Here is a 17,002-nt window from a genome sequence, read left to right on the forward strand (position 1 = left end):
TGGTCCCCCCCCCCCCCCCCCCCCCCCCCCCCCCCCCCCCCCCCCCCCCCCACACCCCCCCCCCCCCCCCCCCCCCCCCCCCCCCCCCCCGGGGCTGCAGGGACGACTAGCTCAGCGCTCGACCTCGCCGCGGATGAACTTCTCCACCAGGTCGCGGCAGACGTCGTCGGCGTACTGCTCCGGCGGCGACTTCATGAAGTACGACGACGCCGACAGGATCGGGCCGCCGATGCCACGGTCCTCGGCGATCTTGACCGCGCGGATCGCGTCGATGATGATGCCGGCCGAGTTCGGCGAGTCCCAGACCTCGAGCTTGTACTCCAGCGACAGCGGGACGTCGCCGAAGTTGCGCCCTTCGAGCCGGATGAACGCCCACTTGCGGTCGTCCAGCCAGGCCACGTAGTCGGACGGGCCGATGTGCACGTTGCGGGCGTCGATCTCGTCGCGCAGTTGCGAGGTGACGGACTGGGTCTTGCTGATCTTCTTGGACTCCAGGCGCTCGCGCTCGAGCATGTTCTTGAAGTCCATATTGCCGCCGACGTTCAGCTGGTACGTGCGGTCGACGGTGACACCGCGGTCCTCGAAGAGCTTGGTCAGCACGCGGTGCGTAATGGTCGCGCCGATCTGCGACTTGATGTCGTCACCGACGATCGGCACCCCCGCCGCGGTGAACTTGTCGGCCCACTCCTTGGTGCCGGCGATGAACACCGGCAGCGCGTTCACGAAGGCCACGCCGGCGTCGATCGCGCACTGGGCGTAGAACTTCGCCGCCTGCTCCGAGCCGACCGGCAGGTAGCAGACCAGTACGTCGACCTGTGCCTCACGCAGCGCGGCGACGACATCCACCGGCGACGCGTCGGACTCGGTGATGGTCTCGCGGTAGTACTTGCCGAGGCCGTCGAGGGTGTGGCCGCGCTGCACAGTGACGCCGGTCGGCGGCACGTCGGAGATCTTGATGGTGTTGTTCTCGCTGGCGCCGATCGCGTCGGCGAGGTCGAGTCCGACCTTCTTGCCGTCGACGTCGAAGGCGGCGACGAACTCCACGTCGCGGACGTGGTAGTCGCCGAACTGGACGTGCATCAGACCGGGGACGCGCTCCTCGGGCTTCGCGTCGCGGTAGTAGTGCACGCCCTGGACGAGCGAGCTGGCGCAGTTGCCGACACCGACGATCGCTACGCGGATCGAGGTCATCTGAACTCCTTAGGTAGGCGGTTGGTGCAGGTCAGGGGGCCGCTGCTGCCGCCGCTCGCCGTCGATCAACTCGTTCAGCCAGCGGACCTCGCGCTCGGCCGACTCCAGGCCGTGCCGTTGCAGCTCGAGGGTGTAGGCGTCAACCCGCTCCGCGGTGCGGTTCATCGCGGCCCGGAAGTTGGCCAGCCGCTCCTCCATCCGGGCCCTGCGGCCCTCGAGGATGCGCAACCGGGTGGCCGGATCGGTCCGGCCGAAGAACGAGAACCGGACGCCGAACGTGTCGTCGTCCCAGGCTGACGGACCAGCGTCGTGCATCGCGTGCGCGAAGTAGTCCTTGCCGTCGGCGGTGATCGTGTACACGATCTTCGGCCGGCGACCGGACTCCGGCGAACCGGAGTCGGCCGTGATCAGGCCGTTGCGGAGCATCGCCTTCAGACACGGGTAGAGCGACCCGAACGACAGCACGCGCCCCCAGCCGAACTGGGCGTTGACGCGCTTGCGGAGCTCGTAACCGTGCATCGGCGCTTCGTGCAGCAGACCGAGTACGGCGAGCTCAAGGACCCCACTGCGGTTTCCCATGACCCCCACCTCCTCGGTCTAGTTTGTCATGACCTGATGTATCGGTTCGATACATCGTGTTGCCAGGGTAAGCACAGCCAAGGGCTGTGGACAACTCTTGACAAAGCCGGGCTTTGTCACCTGCGTCACGCGGCACGCCCGGGAAACCTGTTACGTCAGGCGCCGAGCTGCGTAAATCGGTTGACACAAAGCGTCGCGACGCAGAAGCGGAGGGTCATGGCCGACAGCCATGGGAAGCACACGAAGCTGGACGTCCGGAATGGTGCGGCGGGCGGCGGGCCGCTGGCCCAGATCGCGCTCCGGTTCACCGCCTTCACCGAGAAGTGGCTGCCCGACGCGTTCGGGTTCGTGCTGGTCGGCACGTTCGTGGTGCTGCTGTTCGGACTCGTCGCCGGTGAGCCGCTGCTGAAGCGGCCGGACGATCCGGCGGCGACCAAGGGCTTCGGCCTGGTCGACGCTTGGGACCTCGGCTTCTGGTCGCTGATCACCTTCACGCTGCAGATGGCGGTGATCATCATCGGTGGGTACGCCGTCGCGACCAGCGGACCGGTTGCCCGGTTGATCACCCGGCTGGCGCGGATTCCCAAGAGCCCGCGGACCGCGGTGGCGTTCGTAGCCGCGGTCGCGATGCTGGCGTCGTACCTGAACTGGGCGTTCAGTTTGATCTTCGCCGCGATCCTGGCGCGCGAGGTGGCTCGCAACGTGCCGAAGGCGGACTACCGCGCGCTGGGTGCGATGGCGTTCCTGGGGCTCGGCCCTGTATGGGCACAAGGTCTGTCCGGCTCGGCCGCGCTGCAGGTGGCCAGTGCGAGCAGCAGCCCGGCGCCGGTGCAGGAAGTGATCAAGGCGAGCGGCATCTCGGCCCGGCTGGCCGGCTGGATGGTGCAGGCGAGCAGCCAGTTCCTGTTCCCGCCGCTGGTGGCGATCTACTCGTGCATCCTCGGCATCTTCGTCCCGAGTGGTGGCAGCAAGTGGGTGATCGAGGCGCCGTACGTGCTGCAGGCCGCCAACGAGCTCAACGTGGACGCGGGCTGGATGGTCGTGGTCTACGACCTCGGAGAGGCCAGCGCCAACCTGCTCCAGCCGTTCTGGATGCTGCCGACGCTCGCGATCCTCGGGCTGAAAGCCCGGGACATCATGGGCTACACCTTCACGATGTTCCTCGCCTGCTTCCCGGCCGCGCTGATCGCTGTGACTCTGCTCGCACCGCACGTGACGGGGTAATCGCTTGCCGAAGGCCCGGGAAAGATCTGGGTAAGGCTGATCGCACCCGAATCGTGCCTGACCGCCCGGCTTGCTAGCATCCGGAGCGGATTCGGGCGCGTTACCACACCCACCGTAGTCTGGCGGGCAATGACTTCCGCGAGATCGTCGAGGATTGCACTGTGAGTGAAGCTCGTAGAAAGGCCGCCAAGCCCCCGCGCCTGAAGAAGCACTGGGCGCTGCGGGTGCTCGGCTGGCTGGCCGCGCTCTTCTTCGTCGGCATCATCGGCGCTGTCGCCACCTTCTTCATCGTCTACCAGACGACGAAGATCCCGGACCCGAACAAGGAGTTCGCGACCAACACCACCACGGTGATGTACTCGGACAACAAGACTCCGCTGGGTTCGTTCTACGAGCAGAACCGGCACACGGTCCCGCTGGCGGACGTTCCCAAGCACGTCCAGGACGCGGTGATCGCCGCCGAGGACCGGACCTTCTGGACCAACCCGGGCATCTCGCCGTCGGGCATGGTGCGGGCGGCGTGGAACATCGCCAACGGTGAGCAGTTGCAGGGTGGGTCGACGATCACCCAGCAGTACGTGAAGATCATGTACCTGACCCAGGAGCGCACGGTCTCCCGGAAGCTCCAGGAACTGTTCATCGCGACGAAGCTGAGCCGGCAGCAGGACAAGAGCAAGACCCTCGAGGGCTACCTGAACACCATCTACTTCGGTGAGGGCGCCTACGGCATCTCCGCCGCCGGCGACGCCTACTTCAAGCAGCCGGATCCGGAGAAGCTGTCGGTGCCGCAGGCCGCCTTCCTCGCGACCGTGCTGAACAACCCGACGCTGTTCGACATCGACGACAAGGATCCGCGCACCCAGAAGCGGATCATCGACCGGTACCACTACGTCCTCGACGGCATGCAGCAGATGGGCACGATCACCGCTGCCCAGGAGACGAAGTACGCGAACAGGCTTCCCGCGATCACCAAGAAGGACAAGAACAGCCGGTACCAGGGGCCGAAGGGCTTCCTGCTCGACATGGCGCGCAGCGAGCTGCTGCGGCTGGGCTTCGACCAGGACCAGATCAGTGGCGGCGGCCTCAAGGTCACGACGACGTTCAACTTCAGTCAGCAGAAGAAGATGGTCAAGGCGGCCCAGGACGAACTGCCGGAGAAGCGCGACAAGCTGCACGTCGGGATGGCCACCGTGCAACCGGGGACCGGGCAGCTGCTGGCGATGTACGGCGGACCGGACTTCCTCAAGAGTCAGCTGAACTGGGCCACCACGAAGGCCCGTCCGGGCTCGTCGTTCAAGCCGTTCGCGCTCGCGGCGGCGCTCGAGGACGGCAAGTCGATCTACGACACGTACCAGGGTGACAGCCCGATCGTGGTCCAGGGGCTCAAGCTCGGCAACGAGCTCAACCGGGACTACGGCGAGGTCAGCCTGCTGAAGGCGACCGAGCAGTCGATCAACACCGCCTTCTACGACCTGGTGGACAACCAGATGGACCAGGGGCCGGAGAAGGTCGTCGCCGCGGCCGAGGCCGCCGGCATCCCGGCCACGAAGACCCTCGAGGGCGACAAGAGCAACCCCTCCACGGTGCTCGGCCCGGATGCGTACGCGTCGCCGGTCGACATGGCGAACGCGTACGCGACGTTCGCGGCCGGTGGCAAGTACGTGCCGCTGCACACCATCAAGGAGGTCCGCGGACCGGACGGCAAGGTGCTGTGGTCGGAGGCGAAGCTGAAGTCGAAGCAGGCCTTCCCGCCCGAGATCGCCAACATGGTCAACTACGTGCTGCAGGACGTCGTCAAGAAGGGCACCGGAACCGGAGCCAAGGAGCTCGATCGTCCGGTCGCCGGGAAGACCGGCACCGCCGGTGGTGTCGCGCTCGAGGACCGGAAGAAGAACAAGGAATGCGACGGCTGCAAGGAGGGCACGGCGACGCTGACGTCGTGGTGGACCGGGTACACCCCACAGCTGTCCACGTCCGTGCTCTATCGGGCCGGCAACTCCGGTGAGTCGGACCTCGACCCCTACAGCGACGACCCGGCGTTCTTCGGTGGCAACTGGCCGCTGAAGACCTGGCTGGCCTACATGACGGATGCTCTCGACGGTGTCGAGTCCGCGGACTTCGCCGAGCCGGACGAGGACGCGATCAAGGACAGCCCGACGCCGACGTTCACGCCGTCGGAGACGCCGACCATCACGCCCCCGACCAACACCCCACCGCCCAACACCCCCAGCAACACCCCGTCGAACACGCCGAGCAGTACGCCGACCAAGACGAAACCGACGCGTACGCCGATCTGGCCGACGATCCCCACCGGCCAGCCGCCACAACCGACCAGCACCCCGAAGAACCCCGGCGGCGGCCAATAGCTCCGGAGAACGGCACCCCATCCGGGGTGCCGTTCTCGTTTGCGGCAGTTCGGCCGTGGCAGCGTCCCCAGTGGAACGGATGGGGCACCATAGGGGGGTGACTCGGGCGGACTGTGGTGTGCGGTGGTGCTGCCGTGTTTGAGCGGACGGCTGCCGACGAGCCACAGCGGTCCGGGCGGGCGCGGCGGGCCCGGGTTGTTGGGGTGGGGTGGCAGCGGTGGATGCCGACCGCGATGACGCGGGAGGTGCTCGGGTGGTGGTTGGTCACCCGGGCCGGACTGTTCCTGCTGTCGATCTCGGCGCCGTTGCTGTTCAACCGGGGGACTGACTACCCGAACGTCTGGCATGCCTGGTTGCAGTGGGATGTCTGGCATCTGAAGGCGGTCGCCGAGTTCGGGTACAACCACGGGGAGCCGTCGGGCGCTCCGCTGGCGGCGTTCTTCCCCGGGTTCCCGGTGCTGGTTCGGATCGTCAGCTGGACCGGGATCGGATACGTTGCCGCGGGCATCGTCGTGTCCGCGGTCGCCAGCGCGGTCGCGGGCGTGTACCTGGCGCGACTGGCGCAGTACGAGTTCCCGGAGCTCAAGGGAATCGGTCCGAACGCGGCGATGATCTGGTACGTCGCTCCCGTCGGCGTCTTCCTGGCTGCCGGGTACACGGAGGCGCTGTTCTGCGCGTTCGCGTTCCCCGGCTGGCTGGCGGCACGGCAGGGGCGGTGGGGCCGGGCGGCGATCTTCGTCGCGCTCGCGTCGACCGTGCGGGTGTCCGGGATCTTCCTCGCGTTCGCGCTGATCGTCGAGTTCGTCACCTCGAAGAAGCGGGACTGGCTCTCGCTCCCGTGGCTGGCACTGCCGGCCGTCCCCGTACTCGGCTTCATGGCGTACCTGAAGCAGATCCACGGCTCCTGGTTCGCCTGGCAAGAGGCGCAGGAGAAGGGCTGGGCGCGCGAGTTCACCTGGCCGTGGACCTCCCTGGTGCACACGTTCGAGGCCGCGAGCAAGGGCCACTTCGCCGCCGACCGCAGCGACTGGACCTGGATGTTCCGGGCCGAGCTGGTCGCGCTGCTCATCGGCCTACTGCTCCTCGCCTGGCTGCTCTGGCGCCGCTCCTGGGGCGAGGCCGCCTGGGTCGCCGCCACCGTCGGCGCGTTCTGTACGTCGTTCTGGATCTACTCACTCACCCGGGCGACCCTGCTCTGGTGGCCGCTGTGGATCGGCCTCGCCGTCGCGGCCCGCCGAAAACCCTGGCTGGGCCGCCTCTACCTGGCCCTCGCGATACCACTGGCCGCCATCTGGGCCGCCGGCTTCTTCACCGGCCGCTGGTCCGGCTGAGTAGTTCTGCTCAGGTACGCCGTTCGTCGCGCGCCTAGCGTGAGGCCATGGACAGCTGGGGGCGGTCGATCGGCAGGGTGGCGTTGCAGGCGGGGTTCGTCGGGGCGGTGGCGGGCTTGGCGTACGGGCTGATGCTGCACCTCCAGGCGCCGCTATGTCCGCCGACCGCGACGGACTGCGCGGTCGACACCTGGGGTGTGCTGTTCGCCATCCAGCTCGGCGGAGTCGCGATGGCGCTCGCGCTGCCGGTGCTGGCACTCCGCGCGAGGCTGGGCTGGGTGGTCGCCGCCGTGGCCACCACTGTCGTGCTCGCGTTGAACCTCGCCTGGTTCCTGGCGACTGCCGCAGACCTCACTGTGTCCGGCATGTGGACAGTTTCCGGCGGAGGCAACCCCTGACCTGGCTCGAGCGTCGTTAGGGAAGAAGGGGTGGCAGTCCGGGCGGGGACCGCCACCCCTCATTAAGTTTCCGGCGGAACCTTTCAGGGGCAGGCTTCGCCGGGCAATCGTCCGCGAGGGCGGCGGCACCAGCCGCCGCCCAGCGAGACGGTCAGCCGTAGTTGCGGTCGATCGACTGTGAAGGGGTCGGGCTCGGCTTCGTCTCGGCGACGCGCTTGTCGCTCGGGTGTGTGCCGGGTTCGACGCCCTTCAGGGTGCCGAGGAGCTCTAGCTCGGACAGCGTGACGCCGTCAGCGCCCGCCGCCGGGGTGAACACCAGGCGGTACTGCGTGTAGGCCTTCGGCGAGGCGACGCTGAAGGACCGGGTGTACGACGCCCACGCCCAGCTCTCACCGGTCCGGCGATCCACCGTCGACCACGTCGTACCGTCGTTCGAGCCTTCCAGCACCCACGCGGACGGCGCCGTACCGGTGGCACCGCTGGTCAGCGTGTACATGCCGACCGGCCGGCCCTGCGGCAGGGCGACCGTGACGGTTGACTGGGCGCCGGGCAGCGTGACCTGGGTCTTCGCGTCGTTGTCGGTCAGCGCGGTCACGTCCGCGTCACCGGCACCCACCACGGCGCCCTCGTCGGACGTCGAGTCCCGCCACGTCATCGGGTCCTCGCCGGGGGTGGTGATCGACGGCGGCGCGTCGTTCCGGCCGGTGCCCCACGTCGACGGCTTGTCACCCATCTCGAACTCGATCTTGCCGCCGTTCGCGATCAGGTCGTGCGGCAGTGCGGTCGACGTCCACTTCTTCCCGTTCACCCGGACGCTCTGCACGTAGATGTTCCGAGCGCTGTTGCCCGGCGCGCTGATCACCAGCTTCTTGCCGCCGGCCAACCGCACCGTCGCCTTGGTGAACAGCGGCGACCCGATCGCGTACGTCGGCGACCCGACCTGCAACGGGTAGAACCCGAGCATGCTGAACAGGTACCACGAGGACATCTCACCGTTGTCCTCGTCACCCGGGTACCCCTGCCCGATCTCCGAGCCCAGGTACAGCCGGGAGAGCACCTCGCGGACCTTCTCCTGCGTCTTCCACGGCTGACCCGCGAAGTCGTACATGTAGGTCAGGTGGTGCGACGGCTGGTTGCTGTGCCCGTACTGACCCATCCGTACGTCGCGGGCCTCGAGCATCTCGTGGATCGTGCCGCCGTACCCGCCGGGGTGCAGCGCGTCTTCCGGCGTACTGAAGAACTCGTCGAGCTTCTTCGCCAGGCCGTCGCGGCCGCCGTAGATCGCGGCTAGGCCGGCCCCGTCCTGCGGGGTCGAGAACGCCATGTTCCACGCGTTCGTCTCGGTGTAGTCGTGACCCCAGTCCTGCGGGTCGAACAGGCTGGGCGAGTAACCCCAGACGCCGTCCGGGCCCTTGCCCTGGAAGAAGTTGATCGCCGGGTCGAACAGCGTGACGTAGTTGCGGGCCCGGTTCAGGTAGTACTTGTAGTTGTCCAGGTACTCCTGCTTGCGCGGGTCGCTCTTCTTCGCGGTGTCGTAGAGCTTCTTCGACATGTTCGCGATGCCGAAGTCGTTGATGTAGCCGTCCATCGACCAGCTGAAGCCCTCACCGGTGGTGTTGGCCGTGTAGCCGTTGAAGGTGGACAGGTCCATCCCCTTGCGGCCGACGTTCTGTGACGGTGGCACGACGGCCGCGTTCTTCAGTGCCGCATTGTAAATCGACTGCACGTCGTCGTCTGAAAAGCCCTTGATTCCCTTGAGATACGCGTCCGCGAAGGCGACGTCGGACGACGTACCGACCATCAGGTTCGCGTATCCCGGCGACGACCAGCGGGAGATCCAGCCGCCGTCCTTGTACTGCTGGACGAACCCGTTCACCAGGTCCGCCGCCTCGTCCTGCGCGAACAGCGAGTACGCCGGCCACACGGTGCGATACGTGTCCCAGAAGCCGTTGTTCACGTAGGTCTGGCCGGCCACGAGCTTCGAGCCGGTCGTGGTCGGGGTGTCGGTGCCTACCTTCGGCGAGGTCGGCGACGCGTAGGTGATCACCGGCTTCGACGCCGTACCGGTGTTCTCCGAGCCATTGTTCGGGTAGAGGAACAGGCGGTACAGGTTCGAGTACATCGTGGTCAGCTGGTCGGCCGTCGCACCCTCGACCTCGATCGTGCGCAGCTTGGCGTCCCACAGGTCCTGCGCGGCGTCCTTGACCTTGCTGAACGTCGATCCGGCCGGAAGCTCCAGCTCGAGGTTCTTCTTGGCTTGCGCGGTGCCGATCAGCGAGGTCGCGATCCGCAACTGCACCTGGGTGACCTTCGGGTCGAAGGAGAAGTAGCCACCGACGTTGGCGCCGCCGCCGTTCGACAGCTTGCCGGAGGCAACCACCTTCTGGTCTACCACGCCGTACACGAACAGCCTTCCGGCGCCCGTGGACAGGCCGCTCTTGATGTCGCTGAAGCCGGTCACCACACCGGTCTCCGGGTCGAGCGTCAGGCCACCGCTGTTGTTCACGTTGTCGAAGATCAGTGATGCCTGGCCGGCCGGGAAGCTGAGCCGCATCATCGCGGCGTGGTCGGTCGGCGCGATCTCGGCCGCGTTGCCGTTGTCGAACGTGACGCCGTAGTAGTACGGCCGGGCGATCTCGTTGTCGTGGCTGAACGACCAGGCGCGGGCCTTGCGGTCCGCGGTCGGGGTCGCGGCCGTCGACGGCATCACCTGGAAGGTCTGCCGGTCACCCATCCACGGGCTCGGCTCGTGGCTGATCGACAGCGCCTGCAGGGTCGGCTTGTTCGCCTCGTTGTTGCCCTTGGCGTAGTCGTACAGCCAGGACGTGGAGCCCGCGTTCGTCACCGGGGTCCAGAAGTTGAAGCCGTGCGGTACGGCGGTCGCCGGGAAGTTGTTCCCCCGCGAGAAGCCGCCGGTCGCGTTCGAACCGCGGGTGGTCAGCGCCAGGTCCGACGGGTGCTTGGCCGCGGTCTTCTGGGCCGCGCGGTCGGGGCTGATCGCGGCCGCGATCCGGATGTCGTCGAGCCAGCCGCGGAAGTCGGCCGGCCCGGACGGCTTGTCGTACCCGATCAGGATCCGCTTGATCGTCTTGCCGGCGGCGACGCTGCCGAGGTCGGCCTCGACGTTGTTCCACTGGTTCGTCGACAGGCCCTTGGCGTCGCCCTGACCACGCGGGCTCAGTTCGAACCCGTGGTGATCGCGAGCCTTGAGGTCGCTCAGGTACGTGCCGTCGGAGAAGGCCAGGTCGAGGGCGGCGTACGTACTCGGGTAGCTCAGGTCACCCTCGACGTGCTCGGGGAAGATCTTGTAGGACAGCCGGGTGTCCTTGCCGACCTTCAGGTCCACGTCGGAGATCTTGTTCCAGGTGTAGCCACGGCCCTCGGCTTCCTGGTGGCCGGCGTACCGGAACGACTTGACGCCGGTGAAGCCGACCCGGGCGCGGGCGTTGTACGCGCTGGTCGGCCCGGAGTCGAGCCGCGACTCGGCGACCGGGCCGGGTGGCGGCAGCGGCGCGCCGTTGGACAGGTACCAGTCGGCCAGCTGGACGATGTTCTCGCCGTGGTTCAGCGTGACGTCCAGCTTGAAGAACTTGTACGCCGTCTCGTTCGTGAAGCTGTACTCCTTGGTCTGGAACCGGTTCTCGAAGCTCTCGCCGGTCCGGGTGTCCAGCGCGGTCCAGGTGGTCCCGTCGTTCGAACCGGAGACGGTCCAGTTCCGCGGGTCGCGGCCGTCGGCGTCGTTGGCCGAGGTCAGCGCGTACTTGCGGATCACCACCGGGGCCGAGGTCTCGTAGACCAGCCAGCCGGTCGGCTCGAACACCAGCCACTTGGTGAACTTGTCACCGTCGGCGGCGTTGGTGGCGATCTCGCCGCCACCGGTGTTCTCGCCGTTCGCGGTCACCTTGGTGACCTTGTCCATCTCGCTGCCGCCGATCCCGGTCGGCGTCGGGCCGCGAACCCCGTCGGTCCGCGGCTTCCCGTCCGGACCGGTCTCGACCGCATCGGTGTACCCGGGCTGCGGCTGGCCCGGCTCGAACGAGGTGAAATACGAGGATCCGGACACGACCGGCTGATCCTCCGAGGTCGGTGAGACGGCATTCGCTGGCGTCATGGAAGAAGACAGTGTCACAGCAACAAGCCCTAGAGACGCGACGAGCCCCAGTGGGCGGCGGAGATCCATCTACGCTCCTTGCACGGCCGGACCGGCGCGGCAGCCTCGTGGGCTGCCCGCCAGTGGGTTTACGCGGCCCCGATGACAAGGTTGTCAGCCCGCGCCCGGGGTGATCCTGCCCATCATGATCACCTGCGGTCAAGGCTTCGTCGCACACTGTTCGCCCGTGTCCCTCAGTTGGTCTGTGAGCGGTAGGTTGAAGCCCATGGACGAACGTGTGCTGGTCACCGGGGCGGCCGGGTTTATCGGACGGGCCGTGGTGGCTGCGTTGCGGGGGCGTGGGGTGCCAGTCACGGCTGTGGATCGGGAGCCGCCGGATGCGTCCTGGGACGAGGGTGTGACCGTGGTGACCGGGGATCTGGCTGAGCAGGAGGTCTGTATTTCGGCCTTCGAGACTCGGCCTACCGCGGTGGTGCACCTGGCGGCGTTGACGTCGGTGCTGCGGTCGGTCGATGCGCCGATGCAGACGTTCGCGCAGAACGTGACGATCACTCAGGTGCTGCTGGAGCTGTCGCGCGGCAGTGGTGTGGATCGGTTCGTGCTCGCCTCGACCAATGCGGTCGTCGGCAACGTCGGTACGTCGACCATCACCGCGGACCTCCCGCTCCGGCCACTCACGCCGTACGGCGCGACCAAGGCGGCCTGCGAGATGCTGCTCTCGGCGTACTCCGGTAGCTATGGGATGGCCACCGCCGCACTGCGGTTCACCAACGTCTATGGGCCGGGCATGTCGCACAAGGACAGCTTCGTGCCCCGGATGATGCGGGCAGCGCTCACTGGCACCGGTGTACGGGTGTACGGCGATGGACAGCAGCGGCGGGATCTCGTGTTCATCGATGACGTGGTGAACGGCGTACTGCTCGCTCTCGACAGCCGGTACGACGGTCGCGCGATCATCGGATCCGGTCGGTCGGTGTCAGTGCTCGAGATGATCGACACCGTGCGTACGGCGACCGGCTGCCCGGTTCCGGCCGAGCACGTCGAGGCACCGGCCGGTGAGATGCCGGCGGTGGTCGTCGACATCACCAACGACCTCGGCTACGCCCCGACGGTGTCGCTCGAGGACGGCCTGGCCCGCACGTGGCAGTACTTCCGCGCACAGTGAAGCGGGTTCTCCGAACCCACTGGCTGCTCGCTGTCTTCTTGGTGGCGGGCACTGTGTTGCGGGTTCTCGCGACGATCGCCTACCGTCCCGCGATCGTCTACACGGACTCCCAGCAGTACCTGAACAACATGCACAAGTTGAGCCCGGACCAGCTCAACCCGATCGGTTACGACTTCGTCCTGCGTCCCATGGTCGCCCTCGGCGGCCTCACGTTCGTCGTGATCGTGCAGCACGTGGTCGGACTGCTCCTGGGCATCGCCATCTACGCACTGGCCCGCCGGCTCACCGTCTACCGCTGGCTGGCCGCAGTAGCGGCCGCACCGATCCTGCTCGACGCCTACCAGGTGCAGATCGAGCAGAACATCATGGCCGAGACCACCTTCGACGTACTGCTGGTGGCGATCCTCTGGCTGCTCCTCGGCCGCGGCGCACCCGGCTGGAAGCGCGCAGCGGTAGTAGGCGTCCTCATCGGAGCCGCCTTCGCGGTCCGCGCGATCGGCATGGTCCTGATCATCCCCGTCGTCCTCTACCTGATTGTGGTCGGCAACGCCTGGCGCAAGCGCCGCATGCACCTCGTACTACGCACTGCCGCAGCCATAGCCGGATTTGCGGTCGTGTTCGGGGCCTATGCGACCTACTACCACGCGGAGACCGGCCGATGGGGCTTCACCGGCGCTGAGAACCAGGTGCTCTACGGGCGGACCGCAGTGGTCGCCAACTGCGCCAAGCTGCCGCTCAACGAGGGCACGAGGCTGTTCTGTCCCAAGGAGCCGCTGGGACAGCGCCTGGGCGTGGACAAGTACGCGCACAACCACTACGGCGATCCGAACTGGCCCGGACCGCTGCCACCCGGCACCACCAAGCGGGAGCTGGCCACTGAGTTCGCCCGCCTGGTTATCCGGCATCAGCCGCTTGATGTCACGTGGGCCGCACTGAAGGACTTCGCGAAGGGCTTCGCCCCGACGCGGACCACCTCGCCGGACGACGTGCCACTGGACCGCTGGCAGTTCCAGCTCACCTATCCGAACCAGCAGGACCCCAACACCGCCAAGGCCGCGGTGAAGTGGGGCGGATCGGAGCCACACGTCGCCCACGGGCCGGCTGTGATCCTGCGCGCGTACCAACTGCATGGCGGTTACACCTCTGGAACCCTCCTCGGGCTCTACGCCCTGATCGCCCTGGCCGCGGTCGCAGGACTCGGCCGTGCCAAGAAATCCGGTCTCAGATCGGCCGCCCTGCTCCCGCTTGCGTCCGGTGTGATCCTGTTGCTGGCCTCGGCAGCCTTCGAGTTCTCCTGGCGCTATCAGCTGCCGGGGCTCGTGTTCTTCCCGCTCGCGGGCGCGATCGGCCTGCGGGCGATCCTCGGCAAGGACCAGGCCCGGCCGGCGATGGCCGACTACCCGGACACCGTGGATTCCCTTGCTGTGAAGGACTTCGGGAAACCGAACTTCGCGCCTGTCGTCGTGGTGATAGCCGCGTACAACGAGGCCGGCGGGATCGGTCCGGTCCTGACCGGCATGCCCCGCACCTGCGCCAGTCTGCCCGTCGACGTCCTGGTGGTCGTGGACGGCGCCACCGACGACACGGCGGAAGTCGCCCGCAATCATGGGGCTTTCGTGTGTGTTGCCCCGAGCAACCGTGGTCAGGGTGCCGCGCTCCGGCTCGGGTACCACCTAGCCGCCGGGGGAGGCGCGCGGTACGTCGTGACCACGGATGCGGACGGGCAGTACGACAACGACGAGCTCGAGGTCCTGCTGCGGCCGATCCTGGACGACGAGGCCGACTTCGTCACCGGGTCACGGCGGCTCGGGGCGGAGGACGCGGACAGTCGGCTGCGGTGGGTCGGCGTACGGGTGTTCGCCGTACTCGCGTCGATCCTGACGCGGCGGAGGCTCACGGACACGTCGTTCGGGTTCCGCGCGTTGCGGGCCGAGCTGGCGACCGCGGTGACGTTGCGCGAGCCGCAGTACCAGTCGTCGGAGTTGTTGCTCGGGGCCCTCGCGCTCGGTGCGCGCGTGGTCGAGCTGCCGATGACGATGCGGCGCCGCGGCGACGGGGCCAGCAAGAAGGGCCCGGGCCTGGTGTACGGCGCGAACTACGGGCGGGTGATGACTACGACGTGGTTACGGGAGTACGTGCTGCGGCGGGGTCGGCGTTCGCGGGCTTGGCGAACACGAACCGATCGAACAGCAAGAACTTCAGGATGAACAGCACGCCGTAGGTACCGAAGTAGGAGCCGGTCACCAGCAGGGTCTTCCACGCGTGTGAGTCGATGCCCTGGACCAGGTGGCTGGTCACCGTCGTGACCAGCGCCGCGGTCGCGGCCGTGCCGATCACGATGATTGCGTAGGGCAACAGCTGTCCGCCCCGGCCCCAGGCCCAGCGGCGGTTCATCAGGTAGTTCGGCACCGCGCCGGCCAGCCAGGCGACCAGCGTGGCCACGATCGCCGCCGAACCGAACCAGTAACACAGCGCGAACGCCAGCTGGCTGACCACGGTGGCGACTACGGAAGAGGCCGAATATCTCGCCCACAGCAACCATCGGCCCCGGCGTGGGCCGGAGCCGTTCCTGATCCTGGTGAGCAGACGCATCGCCGCCTATTCTGCACCCCCGCGCCTGGCATGCGCCTCCCGGCGGGGATTCTCAGCCGATTGCCAGCTAATCAGTGGGGCTGATCACGTTACTGGAGTGGGTACTCGGGATAGGAAGGACTGTGACAGCCAATGTCCCACCGGAAGGCGGCCGAGCCGTGCGTGTTCTCGTCCTGGGCGGTGACGGTTACCTAGGGTGGCCGACCGCGCTGCATCTGTCCGACACCGGCCACGACACGGCCGTCCTCGACAACTTCGCCCGCCGCGGCTATGACCGTGAGCTGGGCGTGCAGAGCCTGGTGCCGATCCAGGACCTCGAGACCCGGGTGGCGGCGTGGGAGGAGGTCTCCGGCCGGCGGATCACGGCGTACACCGGCGACCTGCTCGACGCGGACTTCACCTACCGCGTGCTGGAGGAGTTCCAGCCGGACGCGATCGTGCACTTCGCCGAGCAGCGGGCGGCGCCGTACTCGATGATCGATCGCGAGCACGCGGTCTACACCCAGCACAACAACGTGGTCGGCACGCTGAACCTGATGTACGCCGTCGCCGAGACGAACCCGGACATCCACCTGGTCAAGCTCGGCACGATGGGCGAGTACGGGACGCCGAACATCGACATCGAGGAAGGCTGGCTGGAGGTCGAGCACAACGGTCGCAAGGACCGGATGCTCTACCCGAAGAAGCCGGGCTCGTTCTACCACCTGAGCAAGGTGCACGACTCGCACAACCTCGAGTTCGGCTGCCGGATCTGGGGGATGCGGGTCACCGACCTCAACCAGGGCGTGGTCTACGGGCAGCAGACCGATCAGACGGTCCGGGACGCGCGGCTGGCGACGCGGTTCGACTACGACGCGGTCTTCGGCACGGTGCTGAACCGGTTCGCGATCCAGGCCGTGCTCGGCGAGCCGCTGACCGTGTACGGCGCCGGCGGCCAGACCCGTGGCTTCCTGGACATCCGGGACACCGTCGAGTGCATCCGGCTCGCGGTCGAGAACCCGGCCGACGCCGGTGAGTTCCGGGTCTTCAACCAGATGACCGAGAGCTACTCGGTCGCCCAGCTCGCGGACAAGGTCGCGGAATGCTTCCCCGGCCCGGTCCAGGTCGAGCACCTGGAGAACCCGCGGGTCGAGCAGGCCGAGCACTACTACAACGTCAAGCACACCGGCCTGGTCGGCCTGGGCCTGCAGCCACACCTGCTGTCGGACACCTTGATCGACTCGATGTTCGACATCGTCGCCGCCAACAAGGACCGCGTCGACCCGGCCGCGCTGCTACCGACCGTCCGCTGGAAGGGTCACCTCAAACAACGCTAACGGCGTGCGCTGACAAGAAGGGTCGGGAGGGCGGCCAGGAACCTGTCGTCCCGGCCGCGGTCCGCCTGCTCGGCGAGCCAAGCGTCGGCGTCCTCCTGGGTGATCAGCGCTTTCTCGACCGCGGCGGCTGCCGCGCCCTCGAGCTGACCGGCCATCAGCCGGTGGTCCGACACGACCTCCGTGTGTACGACGACGTCGACGTCGCGGAAGCCCCTGTCGAGGAGCACGTCGCGGAGGCTGCGCGCCGCGCGAGGAGAGACCGACCGCGACTCGAGGCCCAGAAGGACGACGTCGGTCAGGTCCTGGTCAGAGCTGTCGACGAGCAGGAACCCGTAGTCCTGGCCGCCGAGCACGATCCGCCCGCCGGGCCGGAGCACCCGCCACGCCTCGGCCACGGTCGGCCCGGCGTCCTCCAGGAGATGGAAGAGCCGGACCGCGCGATAGCCGTCCATCGACTCGTCCTCCAGTGGCAGGTCGTCGGACCGTGCCACGTGAAACATTGCCCCGGGCGCACGGCCGCGGGCAGCGTCGATGACCTCGGAGTCGGTGTCCACCCCGGTCACCTTCAGCCCTTTGGCCGCCAGCTCGGCAACCGCGTGGCCCGCACCGCACGCAACATCCACGCAAGTCGCACCGCGCTTCAGGCCCAGCAACCGGTACGACTCCGCCCGGAGCTCCGCTGCTCCGGGCCGCTCCTCGATCCGTTCCAGAAAGCTCATGAGATCACGC

At 67.6% G+C, this 17,002-nt stretch carries 12 protein-coding genes; 7 read left to right on the top strand and 5 right to left on the bottom strand.

Annotated features, from left to right (window positions below):
- Positions 1-111 precede the first annotated feature (111 nt).
- Both ACZ3HV_RS06665 and ACZ3HV_RS06670 read right to left on the bottom strand, forming a co-directional pair.
- Entirely contained in the window at positions 112-1,191 is a 1,080-nt protein-coding gene (locus tag ACZ3HV_RS06665) for an inositol-3-phosphate synthase (protein ID WP_465681600.1), read from the bottom strand.
- 9 nt (positions 1,192-1,200) lie between these two features.
- On the bottom strand, positions 1,201-1,770 hold the full coding sequence (locus tag ACZ3HV_RS06670; RefSeq protein ID WP_360363309.1) for a PadR family transcriptional regulator: 570 nt from the start codon (positions 1,768-1,770) through the stop codon (positions 1,201-1,203).
- 216 nt (positions 1,771-1,986) lie between these two features.
- Here ACZ3HV_RS06670 and ACZ3HV_RS06675 point away from each other — a divergent pair, with 216 nt between their 5' ends.
- The 4 genes from ACZ3HV_RS06675 (at position 1,987) to ACZ3HV_RS06690 (ending at position 7,089) form a co-directional block, all read left to right on the top strand.
- On the top strand, positions 1,987-2,994 hold the full coding sequence (locus ACZ3HV_RS06675; protein WP_465681603.1) for a TIGR00366 family protein: 1,008 nt from the start codon (positions 1,987-1,989) through the stop codon (positions 2,992-2,994).
- 161 nt (positions 2,995-3,155) lie between these two features.
- The gene (locus ACZ3HV_RS06680; protein ID WP_465681605.1) at positions 3,156-5,360 is read left to right on the top strand and encodes a transglycosylase domain-containing protein; all 2,205 of its coding nucleotides are present in this window, start codon (positions 3,156-3,158) and stop codon (positions 5,358-5,360) included.
- Between the two features lie 134 nt (positions 5,361-5,494).
- Positions 5,495-6,691: a mannosyltransferase family protein gene (locus ACZ3HV_RS06685; protein ID WP_465681607.1), complete on the top strand. Its 1,197-nt coding sequence runs from the start codon at positions 5,495-5,497 to the stop codon at positions 6,689-6,691.
- A gap of 47 nt (positions 6,692-6,738) precedes the next feature.
- Positions 6,739-7,089, top strand: coding sequence for a hypothetical protein (locus ACZ3HV_RS06690; RefSeq protein WP_465681609.1), 351 nt, complete (start codon positions 6,739-6,741; stop codon positions 7,087-7,089).
- A gap of 151 nt (positions 7,090-7,240) precedes the next feature.
- On the opposite strand, the gene ACZ3HV_RS06695 is transcribed toward ACZ3HV_RS06690, so the two are convergent.
- The gene (locus ACZ3HV_RS06695) at positions 7,241-11,200 is read right to left on the bottom strand and encodes a GH92 family glycosyl hydrolase (protein WP_465681611.1); all 3,960 of its coding nucleotides are present in this window, start codon (positions 11,198-11,200) and stop codon (positions 7,241-7,243) included.
- Positions 11,201-11,465: 265 nt separating this feature from the next.
- On the opposite strand from ACZ3HV_RS06695, the gene ACZ3HV_RS06700 reads away from it, so the two are divergent.
- Together ACZ3HV_RS06700 and ACZ3HV_RS06705 are read left to right on the top strand one after the other, a co-directional pair.
- A complete protein-coding gene (locus ACZ3HV_RS06700; protein ID WP_465681613.1) occupies positions 11,466-12,365 on the top strand; it encodes an NAD-dependent epimerase/dehydratase family protein in 900 nt (299 codons plus the stop codon).
- A gap of 41 nt (positions 12,366-12,406) precedes the next feature.
- The gene (locus ACZ3HV_RS06705) at positions 12,407-14,572 is read left to right on the top strand and encodes a glycosyltransferase (RefSeq protein WP_465681615.1); all 2,166 of its coding nucleotides are present in this window, start codon (positions 12,407-12,409) and stop codon (positions 14,570-14,572) included.
- Here the strand turns inward: ACZ3HV_RS06705 and ACZ3HV_RS06710 are convergent.
- Positions 14,478-14,957: a GtrA family protein gene (locus ACZ3HV_RS06710; protein WP_465681617.1), complete on the bottom strand. Its 480-nt coding sequence runs from the start codon at positions 14,955-14,957 to the stop codon at positions 14,478-14,480. The genes ACZ3HV_RS06705 and ACZ3HV_RS06710 overlap by 95 nt on opposite strands.
- 158 nt (positions 14,958-15,115) lie before the next feature.
- Between ACZ3HV_RS06710 and ACZ3HV_RS06715 the strand changes: the two genes are divergently transcribed.
- A complete protein-coding gene (locus ACZ3HV_RS06715) occupies positions 15,116-16,273 on the top strand; it encodes an NAD-dependent epimerase/dehydratase family protein (protein WP_465681619.1) in 1,158 nt (385 codons plus the stop codon).
- Here the strand turns inward: ACZ3HV_RS06715 and ACZ3HV_RS06720 are convergent.
- Positions 16,270-16,992: a methyltransferase domain-containing protein gene (locus ACZ3HV_RS06720; protein WP_465681621.1), complete on the bottom strand. Its 723-nt coding sequence runs from the start codon at positions 16,990-16,992 to the stop codon at positions 16,270-16,272. The two genes, ACZ3HV_RS06715 and ACZ3HV_RS06720, sit on opposite strands and share 4 nt — an antisense overlap.
- Between the last annotated feature and the right edge of the window lie 10 nt (positions 16,993-17,002).

Source organism: Kribbella sp. NPDC020701, assembly GCF_055562215.1.

Coding starts and splice junctions, on each gene's coding strand:
- ACZ3HV_RS06665 (WP_465681600.1), bottom strand. CDS start 1,191: ATGACCTCGATCCGCGTAGCGATCGTCGGTGTCGGCAACTGCGCCAGC.
- ACZ3HV_RS06670 (WP_360363309.1), bottom strand. CDS start 1,770: ATGGGAAACCGCAGTGGGGTCCTTGAGCTCGCCGTACTCGGTCTGCTG.
- ACZ3HV_RS06675 (WP_465681603.1), top strand. CDS start 1,987: ATGGCCGACAGCCATGGGAAGCACACGAAGCTGGACGTCCGGAATGGT.
- ACZ3HV_RS06690 (WP_465681609.1), top strand. CDS start 6,739: ATGGACAGCTGGGGGCGGTCGATCGGCAGGGTGGCGTTGCAGGCGGGG.
- ACZ3HV_RS06695 (WP_465681611.1), bottom strand. CDS start 11,200: ATGACGCCAGCGAATGCCGTCTCACCGACCTCGGAGGATCAGCCGGTC.
- ACZ3HV_RS06700 (WP_465681613.1), top strand. CDS start 11,466: ATGGACGAACGTGTGCTGGTCACCGGGGCGGCCGGGTTTATCGGACGG.
- ACZ3HV_RS06710 (WP_465681617.1), bottom strand. CDS start 14,957: ATGCGTCTGCTCACCAGGATCAGGAACGGCTCCGGCCCACGCCGGGGC.
- ACZ3HV_RS06720 (WP_465681621.1), bottom strand. CDS start 16,992: ATGAGCTTTCTGGAACGGATCGAGGAGCGGCCCGGAGCAGCGGAGCTC.